The following is a 13,457-nucleotide window of genomic DNA, read 5'->3' as shown; positions in this document are numbered from 1 at the left end:
CAGGCGGGGGAACGGGGCGGGGTGTCGAAGCTGCAAGCCCCCTGCTTACCACCCACCCCCTCACGTCACTTCAGTGCGGCCTCCATCATGGCGCGGGCGACGGGCGCCGCCAGGCCGTTGCCGCTCACTTCCGCGCGGGCGGCGGCGGAGTCCTCCACGAAGACGGCGACGGCCACCTCCTCGCCGCTGTCGTCGTCCTTCGCGTACGAGGTGAACCAGGCGTACGGCTTCTCGCTGTTGTTCACACCGCGCTGCGCCGTGCCGGTCTTCCCGCCGACCTCGGCGCCGTCCAGGCGGGCGTTGCCGCCCGTGCCCTCCTCGACCACCGTCACCATGGCGGAGCGCAACTGCCCGGCGGTGGACGGCGACACGACCCGCCGCCCGTCCCCGTCCGGGTACGCCCGCAGCCGCTCGCCGTCCGCGTCGACGACCTGCGACACCATGTGCGGCGCGGCCAGCACCCCGTCGTTGGCGATGGCCGCCGACACCATGGCGATCTGCAGCGGCGTGGCCGTCACGTCGAACTGCCCGATGCCGGACAGCGCCGTCTGCGCCGCGTCCATCCCCGACGGGTACACGCTCGGGTAGGCCCGCACCGGCACGTCCTGCTCCGTGTCGTTGAAGCCGAACCTCTCCGCCACGGCCTTGACCTCGTCCTGCCCCAGGTCGACGGCCATCTTGCCGAAGACGTTGTTGCACGAGTAGCGCAGGGCGGTGCGGATCGAGGCGTTCTCGCAGGGCGCGGAGGGGTTCTCGTTCACCAGGTCGCGCGTCGACTGCGGCAGCCGGTACGGGTTCGGGCTGTCCGTCGGCTCGTCGACCGACCCGTACAGCCCCTTCTCCAGAGCCGCCCCCGCGACGACCAGCTTGAACGTCGAGCCGGGGGCGACGGGGTGCCGGATCGCCCGGTTCGTCAGCGGCTTGTCGGGGTCGGTCTCGAGCCGCTTCCACGCGTCCCCGCCGTCCGACCCGGCGATCGTCGACGGGTCGTAGGACGGGGTGCTGACCATGCCGAGGATCCGGCCCGTCCTCGGGTCGATCGCCACGGCGGCGCCCTTCTTGCCGTCGAGCGCCGCGAAGCCGGCCTTCTGCACGGCCGGGTCGATCGTCGTCAGCACGTCGCCCGGTTCCCGCTGCCCGCCGGTGAGCGCGTCGAGGGGGTTCCCCAGCCGGGGGTCGCTCCCGTCGAGCACCCCGGAGAAGACGCCCTCCAGTTGCGTCGCGCCGTACACCTGCGAACCGAACCCGGTGACCGCCGCGTACAGCTCGCCGTCGGTGTACGTCCGCCGGTAGGCGAGGTCGCCGCGCTCCGTGCGGGCCGAGCCGGTGACCGGCGTCCCGCCCACGACGATGTCGCCGAGCGGTCGCGCGTACCGCGCGATGACGTGCCGCCGGTTCTTGTCGTTGTCCGCCAGGGCCTTCGCTTCGTACGCCTGCACCCAGGTCGCCCGCAGCAGCAGGGCGAACACCAGCAGCAGGGAGAAGACGGCCGCTCTTCTGATCGTCTTGTTCATCCCTTCGTCCGACGAGCGGCGCCGGGCGGGATGTTCCCCGCCGTCCGGTTTCTCAGGGAATCCTCATGCCGGGCATGGCGCGCCGGCGCCCCGGCGCGCTCACCCGGGCGTGACGAAGCCCGCCTCGTACGCCGCGATCACCGCCTGCGTCCGGTCCCGCGCGCCGGTCTTCGCCAGCACCGACGCCACGTGCGTCTTCACCGTGGCCGGCCCGACGCCGAGGCGCCCGGCGACCTCCGCGTTGGTCAGGCCCCGCGCCACCAGCCGCAGCACGTCGGCCTCCCGGTCGGTCAGCCGCGCCACCCAGGGGGCGCTCACCGCGGGGCCGGGCCGCCCGTACCGCTCGGCGAGCCCGCGCACCGCCGCCGGGTACAGCAGCGAGTCCCCGCGCGCCACCAGCCGCACCGCCGCGACCAGTTCCTCGGCCGCCGCCCGCTTCAGCAGGAACCCGGCGGCGCCGGCGCGCAGCGCGTCGTACACGTAGGCGTCGTTCTCGAACGTCGTCACCACCAGGATCCGCGGCGGCCGCGGCATCGTCGCGAGCAGGTGCTCGGTGGCGCGGATCCCGTCGACCTCCGGCATGCGCACGTCCATCAGCACGACGTCCGGCTCCACTTCGCGCACCACGGACACCGCCTCGGCGCCGGTGGCGGCCTCGCCGACGACCTCCAGCCCCTCCTCGGCGGAGAGGATGACGCGCAGCGCCGTACGGACCATCCGCTCGTCGTCGGCGAGCACGATCCGGGTCACCGCCGGCCCCCCGCCAGCGGCAGCCGCACGCTCAGCCGCCACACCGTCCCGTCCCGCGCCGGGCCGCTAACCGCGCTTCCCCCGAGCAGCGCGGCCCGTTCGGCGACGCCGCGCAGTCCGCGGCCGCCGCCCGGCCGGACGACCGGCGCGCGGCCGGTCAGCGGGTTCTCCATGGTGACCTCCAGTTCCCCGTCGGCCGCGCGCAGCCGCAGCGCGACCGGTGCGGCCCCTCCGTGGCGCAGCGCGTTGCTGAGCCCTTCCTGCACGATCCGGTACGCCTCCCGGGAGACCCGCTCAGGGAGCGGCCCCGCCGGTCCGGCGGCCGGGTCGCGGACCACGCGCAGCCCGCTGTGGGCGAGCAGCGCGTCCAGCGCCTCCAGCCCGGGTCCCGCGGCGGCCCCGTCGGCGGCCGCGTCCGCGTCGGGGTCGTCCCGGCGCAGCAGCCCGAGCACCGCGTCGAGTTCGGCGACGGTGCGCCGGGTGGTCTCCTCGATGGCCGTCAGCGCCTCCCGGACGAACACGAGGTCGGGTTCCGGCGCGTCGACGACCCGTCGGGCGGCCCCCGCCTGGAGGGTGACCGCGCTCAGCGCGTGGCCCACCGAGTCGTGCAGCTCGCGGGCGAGCCGGTTGCGCACGGCCAGTTCGGCGGCGCGCCGCTCGGCCGCCGCCAGCCGGTCGGCGGGCGTCGGACCGAGCAGGACCGGGGCCTGCCGCGCCAGCAGCGCCCCGGCGCCCGCGGAGGCCACGGCCAGACCCACCAGCATCAGCAGTCCCGCCGGCACCCCGAGGACCACCCACCACGGGTCGTCGAGGCCCCAGAACGCGGCCGCCGCCGAGGCACGCAGCTCCGCCGAGAACGGCAGCGCCATCGTGACCAGCGCGAACGGCGGGAGCGCCAGCGACGCCCCGGCGACCAGCCCGCCGAGCGCGACGTGCAGCGTGAACCAGCAGGCGGTGCGCGCCCGCGCCGTGCGGGAGGCGGCCGGCCCGTCGGCGTACCGCTCCGCCGGCACCCCGCACAGCGCGCGGGCCGCCGCCACGGACAGCGGGCGGGCGAGCGGGAAGAACGCCGTGACGGCGGCCGGCGGCAGCGCCAGCGCGTACGCCGCGAACTGCGCCGCGACCGAGCCGCCGAAGGGGCCGCCCGTCTCCGTGAACGGCGACAGCACGACGGAGGCGAGCAGCCAGTACGGCATCAACAGCGCGCCGCCCAGCACCAGGTGGACCCAGCGCCGCCGTGCCCGCCGCCCCCACAGCGCGGCGCCCGCCCGCCCCACCCGGGCCCCGGCGCCGGCGCGGCGTACCCGTACGGCAGCGTCCGCTTGCCGCACTCTCGCCCCGGCGCCCGCGCGGCGTGCGCCGCCACGACCTTCCGGCGGGTCCCCGTCACCCGTGCCGCCGGCACCCCCGCCGGCCCCGCCGCTCGTGCCGCCGGTGCCGGTGACGGCATCCGGCGGGCCGCCGCCGTCGCTCACCCGGCCCGCCTGCGCAGGAACACCGCCAGGCAGCCGGCCAGTACCGTCCCCGTGATCATCTCGTCAGCGTAGGTGAGGACCTGGAGCAGCGGGGGCTCGTCCGCCGGATCGGCTCCCGGTACGAGGGAGGCGAGGAACAGCCAGCCGCCCCAGCAGCCGACCGCCGCCGAACCCGCCCAGCCGACCGCCAGCGGCAGCCGTACCGGCAGGCGGGGTCCGCGCCGGAACACCAGCGTCACGACGCCCGTCGCAGCGGCGAGCGCGTAGAGGCCGCGCAGCGCCTCCAGGGCGTGGAAGCCCGGCGGGGGCGCGGCGTGCAGGTCCGCGGCCAGGCCGGCGCCGACGCCGCGGGCCCAGGCCAGGTGGAGCGCGGCGGCGGGCAGCAGGAGCAGGGAGGCGACGACGGCGGCGGCGCGCGGCGCGCGGCCGGTCACGGCGGGGGAGAGGTCCCCCACCGTGCCGCGCCACACGTGGCCCCACCGGCCCCGCGCGTACCGGAAGGCCAGCGCCGCCAGCGCGAGGGCCTGCACGATGAAGCCGCTGTACACGACGGTGAAGACCCACCCGTCCAGGAACTCCCCCGAGGCGCCCTCCCCGAGCGCGGGCCCACCGGCGGCCGCCGCCAGCGTCTGCACGGGATAGCCGACCACGATGGGCAGGAGCAGCCCCGTGGCCGCCCACAGCGGCGGCACCAGGAGCCAGGCGGGCACCCGCGTGCCCCAGCGCTGGGTGAGCAGCAGGGCCAGCACGATGACGGCGGTGTCCATCAGCAGGGTGGCGGCGTTGGCAGCGGCCGCCAGTCCGGGCCGCTCCAGCAGCAGGCTGCCGTCGGGGATGCCGACGCGGCTCCCGGACAGCCAGGCGATCTTGAGGGCCAGGTAGGGCAGGCAGGCGCCGATCGCGACGGCGCGGACGGCGCGGGTGACCGGGTCGGGTCGGGTGCCGGACCGGGGCTCCGGGCGGGTGGGCGCCGGTCCGGCGGTGAACGGGGTCGTCGTCATGCCTCCACGCTCCCGTCCGGCCGCCCCCGGCACCTCCTGCCCGCCGACGATCCGCCTCCGCCGCGCGGCGGAGGCGCGCCGGCCGCGGGTCGCACATCCGCGGGCGCACGCCCCCGCGGCCGGTGGCCGCACGCTTCGTCCGCCTGCGGTCGCACGCCCCCGCCGCCTCCGATGGCCCCGTACGTCTCCCGGGGCCAGGGCGTCACGTACCGTGCGCGTCCCGCGCCGTACCGTACGGCCTCCCGCGCCGGGCGTACGAACCCGCCGCGCCCCGGTCGTACGGGCCCGCCGCCCCCGGCCGACACGGGCTCACGCGGGCAGGGCGAGCACCACCTCGTCGGTCTCCTCGCCCCGCCCGTGCGCCCAGTCCCGGTCGTGTCCGATGACCGTGAACCCGCACCTGCGCAGGACCCGGAGGGACGCCGCGTTGTCGGCGGCGGCGCGCGCGTGGAGCGGTCGCTCCGGGACGAGGTCCAGCAGCGCGCGCAGGGCCGCGGTGGCCACGCCGCGGCCCCAGTGCGCGCGGTCGATCCAGTACGTCACCTGCCGGTCACCGGGCTCCCCGTACACGGCGACGTGGCCCACGGGCGCGCCGTCCGCCAGCACGGTGCGGTGGACGTTCCCGGACATCAGGACGCGGGCCCAGTGCGCGTCGAACGCGGCCCGGTCGTCGGGGTCGGCGACGGTGAAGGCCGCCGCACGGCGCGCCTCCGGGTCCCGCATCATGGCGAAGAACACGTCGAGGTCCCCGGTGAGGACCGGCCGCAGCGACACGGCGACGGACCCGGTCACCGGCTCCCCTCCCACCGGCTCCCCGGTCGTCGGCTCCCCGGTCACCCGCTCCCCGGTCGTCGGGTCACCGGTCATCAGAGCCTCCGGGTGGCGAGCGTGAGCCGGTCGCGTGCGTCGAAGAGCGCGTCCTTGATCATCTGCTCGTGGGCGGGGGTGAGCCGCGCGACCGGCACCGAGCAGCTGATCGCGTCGCGGGCGGGGGTCCGGTACGGGATGGCGATGCCGAAGCAGCGCAGCCCGAGGGTGTTCTCCTCGCGGTCGACGGCGTACCCCTGCTCGCGGACGGCGCGCAGTTCCTCGATGAGCCGCTCCCGGTCGGTGATCGTGTGCTCGGTGAGGGCGGGCAGGGTCTCCGGCAGCAGCTTGCGCACCTGCTCGTCGGTGTACGTGGCGAGCAGCGCCTTGCCGAGGGAGGTGGAGTGGGCGGGCAGGCGCCGGCCGACGCGGGTGAAGGGGCGCAGGTAGTGCTGGGACTGGCGGGTCGCCAGGTAGACGACGTTGGTGCCGTCGAGGCGGGCGAGGTGGATGGTCTCGGTGGTGTCGTCGGAGAGCCGGTCCAGGGTCGGGCGGGCGGCCGTGACGACCTCGTCGCCGTCGATGTAGGACGTGCCGACGAGCAGGGCGCGCACGCCGATGCCGTACCGGGTGCCCGTCGCGTCCGTCTCCACCCAGCCCAGCTCGACCAGCGTGCGCAGGAGCATGTACAGGCTCGACTTCGGGTAGCCGACCGCTTCCTGGACCGCGGCCAGCGAGTGCATGCCGGGGCTCCCCGCGAAGTACTCCAGCAACTCCACGGTGCGGACGGCGGATTTGACCTGCGCCCCGCCGGCTTCGGTAGCAGACATCGCCCTTGACCCCTTCAGACGCCCGTTAATAGAGTCCCAGCATATTCATCATCAGGAACGCCGTTCAGAATACCGAACACGCGATGAGCGCACAGCCGGAGAGGACGTCCGCGGTGTCTGGAACCCAAGTCTGGAGTGTCGACCCCCGAACCGGGAAGCAGCGGGAGGCGGTCGCGTCGGAGGCCACGGCCGCGGACGTCGACCGCGCCGTACGGGCCGCCCACGACGCCCGGGCGGCCCTGGCCGACCGGACCGTGCGCGCCGCGTTCCTGCGGACCGCCGCCGAGCGGCTCGACGCCGCGAAGGACCGGCTCGTCGCCGCGGCCGACGCCGAGACCGCCCTCGGCGCGCCCCGCCTCACCGGCGAACTGGCGCGCAGCTGCTACCAGCTGCGCGCCTTCGCCGACATCGTGGACGAGGGCGCGTTCCTCGACGTGATCATCGACCACCCGGACGACACGGCGACGCCCCCCGTCCCCGACCTGCGCCGCTTCAAGGTGCCGCTGGGCGTCGTCGCCGTCTACGCCGCCTCCAACTTCCCCTTCGCCTTCTCCGTGCCCGGCGGCGACACCGCCAGCGCCCTCGCCGCGGGCTGTCCCGTCGTCGTCAAGGCCCACCCGGACCACCCGGCCACCTCCGAGCTGGTCGCGGCCGTGCTGCGCGAGGCCGCCGCGGAGCACGACCTGCCCGAGGCGGTCGTCGGCCTCGTGCACGGCTTCGACGCCGGCGTCGAGCTGGTCCGCCACCCGCTGGTCGCGGCGGCGGGCTTCACCGGTTCCGTGCGCGGCGGGCGCGCCCTGTTCGACGCGGCGGCCGCGCGGCCGGTCCCGATCCCCTTCCACGGCGAGCTGGGCTCCCTCAACCCGGTCGTGGTCACCGAGGCGGCCGCGGCCGAGCGGGCCGAGGAGATCGGCACCGGCCTGGCGGGCTCCATGACGCTCGGCGTCGGCCAGTTCTGCGTCAAGCCCGGCCTGGTCCTCACCCCCGAGGGGGAGGCGGGCGACCGGCTCGTCAAGGCGCTGGGGGAGGCCGTGGCGTCGGTCGGGGAGGGCGTCCTGCTCGACGGGCGCATGCGCGACAACTTCGTCGACGGCGTCACCGAGCGCGCCGCGCTGCCGGACGTGCAGGCCCCGGTGAGCCCCGGCGCGGGCGGCGACCGCACGGTGGCGGCCGGCTTCCTCACCGTGCCCGCCGCGCGCCTGGCCGACGAAGGCCCCCACGACCTCCTCCTGGAGGAGTGCTTCGGCCCCGTCACGGTGGTCGCCCGGTACGCGACGCGTGACGAGGCCACCCGCGTCCTCTCCCGCCTCCCCGGCAACCTCACCGCCACCCTCCACGTGTCGACCGGCGAGGCGGAGGACGGCGGGGACGGCACCGCGCTGCTCACCGAGCTCACCCCGCTCGCCGGCCGGGTCGTCGTCAACGGCTGGCCCACGGGGGTCGCCGTCGCCCACGCCCAGCAGCACGGCGGGCCCTACCCGGCCACCACCTCGACGTCCACGTCCGTCGGCGGCACCGCCGTCGAACGCTGGCTCCGCCCGGTCGCCTACCAGTCCACCCCGCCCGCGCTCCTTCCCCCGGAGCTGCGCGACGACAACCCCCTCGGCCTGCCGCGCCGGGTCGACGGCCGCCTGGAGCGCTGACCCGGGGGCGGACCGCGCCGCGCGCCCGGTCGGGGGCGCGCGGCGCCGCGCGCGGCAGCGTGCCCGGCTCCGTGCCGGGCACGGCGCGGGCGGGTCCACGGCGCCGGCCGGGCGTACCGGGGGCGGGTGACGTCCGGCCACACCCTGGCCCTCTGCCCCGTCCCGTAATCCCGTCCCGCCCCTCGTCCCTGACCCCGGCGGGGCGCCCGGGTGCCTGACCCCGGCGGGGCGCCCGGCGGCATGAGGGGGCATGATCGCCCCATGCCCCATCTCGGACTGGTGACCGTGGTCGTCCGCGACTACGACGAAGCGATCGCCCACTACAGGGACGCCCTCGGCTTCGAGCTGCGCGAGGACACCCCGCGCGGCGACGGCAGCCGCTGGGTCGTCGTCGCCCCGCCCGGCTCGCGCGAGACGGCGCTGCTGCTCGCCCGGGCCACCACCGAGGACCAGCGGGCCCGGGTCGGCGACCAGACCGGCGGCCGGGTCGGCTGGTTCCTGACCACGGACGACTTCGACCGCGACCACGCGAGGATGACCGCCGCCGGCGTCACCTTCCTGGAGCCGCCCCGGCGCGAACCGTACGGAACGGTCGCCGTCTTCAGCGACCTGTACGGCAACCGGTGGGACCTCATCCAGCCCGCCGACGCGTGACGACACCCCCGGCCGGGACCCCGACGCCCCGCCCGGAGCCGGCTCGATCCGGTCCGACCCGACTCGACCCGGCCCGACCCGGCGCTCAGTCGATCCGCAGCGCCAACAGGCAGGCGTCGTCCTCGTGCGCGGCGCGGCCGTACTCCTCCGCCAGCCGGTCGACCACGCGCTGCGGCGACAGGCCGCCGATCGACGCGAGGCGCTCGGCCAGGGCGTCCACCCCCTCGACGAGGTCCCGGCCCCGCCGCTCCACCACCCCGTCGGTGTAGAGGAGGAGCAGGTCCCCGTCCTCCAGCGCCAGCTCGGCCGTCTCGTAGGCGTGGTCCGGCACCACACCGAGCAGCGGGCCGCGGTGGTCCGTGGGCAGCGCGTACGTCTTCCCGCCCCGCAGCAGCAGGGGAGCGGGGTGGCCCGCGCTCGCCCAGTGCAGGACGCGGTCGGGGCCGATGTGCCCGACCACCACGGTCGCCGTCGCGGCGGCGGGGTCGACGCACACCAGCTCGTTCAGCCAGGTGGTGATGTCGCCGGCGCTCGCACCCACCTGGGCGAGGCCCGCCACGGCGTACCGCTGCTGCGCCATCCGCGCCACCGCGTCCAGGCCGTGCCCCTGCGCGTCGCCCACCGCGATCAGCGCCCGTCCGTCCGGCTGCCGCCGGCACTTGTACCAGTCGCCGCCGACGGCCGCGTCGGGCTCCGCCGGCAGGTAGGCGGCCGCCGCGCTCACGCCCACCTCGGCCAGTCCCTCCGAGTACGTCGGCAGCACCGCGTCCCGCAGTACCGACGCCACGTGCCGCTCCGCCTCCGCCTGCTGCCGCAGCTCCCGCGCCTCGCTCTCCTTGGCCACCAGGCGGCGCCGGCTGCGCATCTGCGGGGTCAGGTCGCGGGCCACCATGTGCACCGCCCACGGGCGCCCGTCCGTCCCGGCCACCGGCCGACCCAGCAGGTCCACGGTGCGGACCTCGCCGACCACGTTGAAGCGGATGCGGGTCCACGCGGGCTCCTCACCGGACAGCACCGACGCGAGGAACTCCCCGAACGCGCCCATGTCCTCGTCCAGGACCGCGTCGCACATCTCCAGCAGCGACCACGGCAGGAGCGGGTCCGCGCGGAAGACGCGCTGCATGCCCTCGGACCACGACACCGCCCCCGACAGCAGGTCCCAGCGGCCCCACCCCATCGACGCCAGGTGCTGGGCGTCGATCGTCAGCAGCTCCGCCTGGCTGCGGACCGGCCGCCAGGTCATCAGCAGCCGGTCGCCGCAGGCCGCCGCGTGGTGCACGAGCTGCACCCGCTGCAGACGACCGAACCGCTCCTCGGTGTAGTCCACGACCAGGCCGTTCAGCGCCCGGCCGGTCTCCAGCACCGAGGTCAGCGCCGGCAGCAGCCCACTGGTGACGGCACCCGGCCGGGCCTCGAAGTACGGGCGCCCCACCTGCTGGTCGGGCGGCACCAGCCAGTCGGCGGAGCGCACGTGGTTGCCGGCCCGGATGAGGAAGTCGGTGATCGCGCCCGCCCCGTCCCGCACCGGCTCCAGCAGCGCGGCGGACGCGGGGATCGCGGGGAGCGTCGCGCACAGGCACCGCGCCGGGTCGTGCGAGGGGTCCGCGCCGGAGCAGGTGTGCGGCGCGCCGTTGCCCTGCCCGCACGGGCACTGCGCCGCCGCGCCGCCGGAGTCCGCCGCGCGGGCGGCCTCGGCCGCCCGGGCGTCCGCCCGCGCCTCGTCCGCGCCGACGACGCCCCCGGCCTCCTCGGTCGCCTGCCGCACGTCGGCCCGCAGGGCCGCCGTCTCGCGTTCGATGAACGCCTTGAGGGTCACCACGTCGAAGGTGCGGGGCAGAGTCATGGCCGAGGCCTTCCCTGGTGGGGACGGGGACAGCCCCACCACTACCGCGTTTCCCCCGACCGCCCCGGCAGACGCGCCCACCCCACCCCCCGACGTCCCCACCCGGCCACCCCGCCCCGCGACACCGCCGCCCCGCCCCGAGCCGCGCCCCGCTCGCGCCCCGGTCGCGGCCAGGGGGAATGCGGGGCTGGTCGGGGGCGTTGGGGCGGGGGTGCGGAGGGGGCCTCCGTACCGCTTGCGTGCCCGCGCCGACGACCCTGGAGGGACGACCACACATGCGCGTCGAGATCTGGAGCGACATCGCCTGCCCCTGGTGCTACATCGGCAAGGCCCGGTTCGAGGAGGGCCTCGCGGCGTTCGCGCACCGGGACGACGTCGAGGTGGTGTACCGGTCCTTCGAACTCGATCCGGGGCGCGCCAGGGGTGACGTCGCGCCGGTCGTCGACATGCTCGCCGCCAAGTACGGCCGGACCCGCGAGGAAGCGCGGGCGATGGAGGAGCACGTCGCCTCCGTCGCCCGCGGCCAGGGGCTGGAGTACCGCGTCGAGGGGCGGGAGCACGGCGGCACCTTCGACGTCCACCGGCTGCTGCACCTCGCCAAGGCGCGCGGCCGCCAGGAGGCGCTGCTCGACCTGGCCTACCGGGCCAACTTCGCCGAGGACCGGTCCGTCTACGAGACCGAGGTGCTCGTGCGGCTCGCCGTCGAGGCGGGGCTCGACGAGGACGAGGCGCGGGCCGTGCTCGCCGACGCCGCGGCCTACGCCGACGACGTGCGCGCGGACGAGCGGGAGGCGGCCGAGCTGGGCGCGACGGGCGTGCCGTTCTTCGTGCTCGACCGGCGGTACGGCGTCTCCGGTGGCCAGCCCGCCGAGGTGTTCACCCGGGCCCTGGAGCAGGCGTGGGAGGGCCGGGTCCCGCAGCCGGTCGACACCGCCTCCGGGGACGCGGCGGCCTGCGGCGCGGACGGCACCTGCGCGGTATAAGCATCCCTTGGGGCAAGGCGGCTGGAATCGGTCATTGACTTGGGGGCGGGGGTGTTCCAGGGTGGCGTCATGGAAACCCCCCTGGGGGGCGACGAGTTCGCGCCCGCGCAGACGTACCTGAACACCTCCACCTGCGGGCTGCTGCCCCGCCGCGCGGTGGAGGCGGTGAAGCGCCTGGCGGAGGAGAACGCCGCGGGTGGGCCCGACGGTGTCGGCAGCTTCGACACCGTGGCCGCCGCCCGGGCCGCGTTCGCCCGGCTCGCCGGGGTCGACCCGGGGCGAGTGGCGCTCGGCGCCTCCGTCTCGGCGCACGTCGGGCTCGTCGCGGCGTCGTTGCCGCCCGGGGCCGAAGTGCTGTACGCCGAGGGCGACTTCAGCTCCGTCATGACGCCCTTCGTCGTCCGCGGCGACCTGCGGACCCGCTCGGCGCCGCTGGAGGAGCTGGCCGGCGCCGTGCGGGAGGACACGCACCTCGTCGCCTTCTCCTCGGTGCAGTCCGCCGACGGCCGCGTCGCCGACATGCCCGCCATCCGCGCGGCCGCCGCCGCCCACGGCGCCCGTACGCTCCTCGACGCCTCGCAGTCGGCGGGCTGGCTGCCGCTGGACGCCGGGGCGTACGACTACACCGTCGCCGGCGCCTACAAGTACCTCGTGTGCCCGCGCGGCGCGTCCTTCCTCACCGTCACCGAGGAGGCGCAGGAGTCGCTGGTCCCGATCCACGCGGGCTGGTTCGCGGGAGAGGACCGGTACGGCAGCTGCTACGGGCCCGTCCAGCGCCTCGCCCCCGACGCGCGGCGCTTCGACGAGCCGCCGTCCTACCTCGCCTATCACGGCGCCGAACAGGCGCTGGAGGTGCTGCTGGAGGTCGGGGTGGAGGAGATCGGCCGCCACGCCACCGCGCTCGCCGCCCGGTTCCGGGAGGGCGCCGAGGCGCTCGGGTACGCCCCCGTGCCCGCCGCGTCGGTGGTCGTCGCCGTCCCGGGCCTCGGCCACCTCCGGCCCGCGCTGGCCCGAGAGGGCGTCGTCACCTCGGCCCGCGCCGGGAACCTGCGGGTGTCGTTCCACCTGTACAACACGGCCGCGGACGTGGATCGGGCCCTGGACGCGCTGGACGCCGTCGGAGGGCTCGACGCCGTGGCGGCCGGCTGACGACCGCCACCTCCGGGGGAGGGCCCGCCGGGCCCGGACGCGCCTACCTTGCGTCCGCCGCCGGTCCCGCGGCCCCCGCGTCCGCAGGCGGCGAGCCCGGCGCCCCCGCATCCGCCGGCTGCGCGGTCGGCTCGGGGGGCGGGCCGGCCCCGGGGGAGCCGGGCCCTTGCGGGTCCGGGCAGAGCGGTGCCGGCTTGCAGAGGCCGCCCTCCACCTTGCCGAGCAGACGCGCCAGTTCCCGCCGTTCGTCCGGGGTCAGGGCGGCGAGGCTGTGGTCCTCCAGCTCCGTCCACGCCGCCGCGACCTGCGCGTGCAGCGCGCAGCCGGCGTCCGTCGCCGCCACGAGCACCGCCCGCCGGTCCGCCGGGTCGGGGGCGCGGCGCACGTGCCCGCCCTGTTCCAGGCGCTGGAGCATCTTGGTGACCGTCGACGGGTCCAAATCCAGCACCCGGATGAGCTCCGACTGGCGCACCGGGCCGTGGTCCCACAGGTGCATCATCACGAACTCCTGGCCCGGGTAGAGCCCCGCCGCCCGCAGGAAGCGGCCCGCCGCCACCCGGTGCAGCCGCGCCACCCGGGACAGCGTCATGCTGACCGGCCCGCCCCGCGCCGCCGACGGCGTGCCGTCCCGGCGGGCGGCGGCCGGTGCCGACCGGTGGGATGCGGCGGCCGGAGGACGGGCGGGCATGGGGGCTCCTCGGGTGGACTGGTTCCACTCTAGGCCGCGTCCGGAAGAATTTGGCTGACCAAGGAATGCCGTCGCGCGGACGACGGTTCTTCTACTCGGCCGACCGACCCGAGCCTTCTG

Annotated in this window: 12 protein-coding genes; 4 read left to right on the top strand and 8 right to left on the bottom strand. The window is 76.5% G+C overall.

The features are described from left to right. Positions 1 to 65: 65 nt before the first annotated feature. The 6 genes from NRO40_RS06170 to NRO40_RS06145 all read right to left on the bottom strand — a co-directional run bounded on the left by NRO40_RS06170 (position 66) and on the right by NRO40_RS06145 (position 6,377). Positions 66 to 1,514: a peptidoglycan D,D-transpeptidase FtsI family protein gene (locus NRO40_RS06170; RefSeq protein WP_058943163.1), complete on the bottom strand. Its 1,449-nt coding sequence runs from the start codon at positions 1,512 to 1,514 to the stop codon at positions 66 to 68. Positions 1,515 to 1,613: 99 nt separating this feature from the next. Continuing rightward, the gene (locus NRO40_RS06165; protein WP_058943207.1) at positions 1,614 to 2,231 is read right to left on the bottom strand and encodes a response regulator transcription factor; all 618 of its coding nucleotides are present in this window, start codon (positions 2,229 to 2,231) and stop codon (positions 1,614 to 1,616) included. 29 nt (positions 2,232 to 2,260) lie between these two features. Then, the gene (locus tag NRO40_RS06160) at positions 2,261 to 3,541 is read right to left on the bottom strand and encodes a sensor histidine kinase (protein ID WP_058943162.1); all 1,281 of its coding nucleotides are present in this window, start codon (positions 3,539 to 3,541) and stop codon (positions 2,261 to 2,263) included. 194 nt (positions 3,542 to 3,735) lie between these two features. Then, entirely contained in the window at positions 3,736 to 4,740 is a 1,005-nt protein-coding gene (locus NRO40_RS06155; RefSeq protein WP_058943161.1) for a hypothetical protein, read from the bottom strand. Between the two features lie 309 nt (positions 4,741 to 5,049). Beyond that, a complete protein-coding gene (locus NRO40_RS06150; RefSeq protein WP_079047210.1) occupies positions 5,050 to 5,607 on the bottom strand; it encodes a GNAT family N-acetyltransferase in 558 nt (185 codons plus the stop codon). Beyond that, on the bottom strand, positions 5,607 to 6,377 hold the full coding sequence (locus NRO40_RS06145; RefSeq protein WP_058943160.1) for an IclR family transcriptional regulator: 771 nt from the start codon (positions 6,375 to 6,377) through the stop codon (positions 5,607 to 5,609). Before NRO40_RS06145 ends, NRO40_RS06150 begins: the two co-directional genes overlap by 1 nt. A gap of 83 nt (positions 6,378 to 6,460) precedes the next feature. On the opposite strand from NRO40_RS06145, the gene NRO40_RS06140 reads away from it, so the two are divergent. Beyond that, a complete protein-coding gene (locus NRO40_RS06140) occupies positions 6,461 to 8,020 on the top strand; it encodes an aldehyde dehydrogenase (NADP(+)) (RefSeq protein ID WP_408056978.1) in 1,560 nt (519 codons plus the stop codon). A 261-nt stretch (positions 8,021 to 8,281) separates the two neighbouring features. Further along, on the top strand, positions 8,282 to 8,674 hold the full coding sequence (locus NRO40_RS06135; protein ID WP_058944208.1) for a VOC family protein: 393 nt from the start codon (positions 8,282 to 8,284) through the stop codon (positions 8,672 to 8,674). Positions 8,675 to 8,759: 85 nt separating this feature from the next. Here the strand turns inward: NRO40_RS06135 and NRO40_RS06130 are convergent, their stop codons facing one another. Next, positions 8,760 to 10,517, bottom strand: coding sequence for a PP2C family protein-serine/threonine phosphatase (locus NRO40_RS06130; RefSeq protein WP_058944209.1), 1,758 nt, complete (start codon positions 10,515 to 10,517; stop codon positions 8,760 to 8,762). A 275-nt stretch (positions 10,518 to 10,792) separates the two neighbouring features. Between NRO40_RS06130 and NRO40_RS06125 the strand changes: the two genes are divergently transcribed. Both NRO40_RS06125 and NRO40_RS06120 read left to right on the top strand, forming a co-directional pair. After that, positions 10,793 to 11,500, top strand: a complete 708-nt coding sequence (locus NRO40_RS06125; RefSeq protein ID WP_058944210.1) for a DsbA family oxidoreductase — start codon at positions 10,793 to 10,795, stop codon at positions 11,498 to 11,500. 69 nt (positions 11,501 to 11,569) lie between these two features. Then, positions 11,570 to 12,649 (top strand): aminotransferase class V-fold PLP-dependent enzyme, encoded by a 1,080-nt coding sequence (locus tag NRO40_RS06120; protein WP_058944229.1) that lies wholly within the window; start codon positions 11,570 to 11,572, stop codon positions 12,647 to 12,649. 43 nt (positions 12,650 to 12,692) lie between these two features. Here NRO40_RS06120 and NRO40_RS06115 read toward each other — a convergent pair whose 3' ends face one another. After that, the gene (locus NRO40_RS06115) at positions 12,693 to 13,337 is read right to left on the bottom strand and encodes a MarR family winged helix-turn-helix transcriptional regulator (protein ID WP_079047359.1); all 645 of its coding nucleotides are present in this window, start codon (positions 13,335 to 13,337) and stop codon (positions 12,693 to 12,695) included. Between the last annotated feature and the right edge of the window lie 120 nt (positions 13,338 to 13,457).

The sequence above is a fragment of the Streptomyces changanensis genome (genome assembly GCF_024600715.1).
Lineage (GTDB): Bacteria > Actinomycetota > Actinomycetes > Streptomycetales > Streptomycetaceae > Streptomyces > Streptomyces changanensis.
This window is presented reverse-complemented; position numbering and strand designations above follow the sequence as displayed.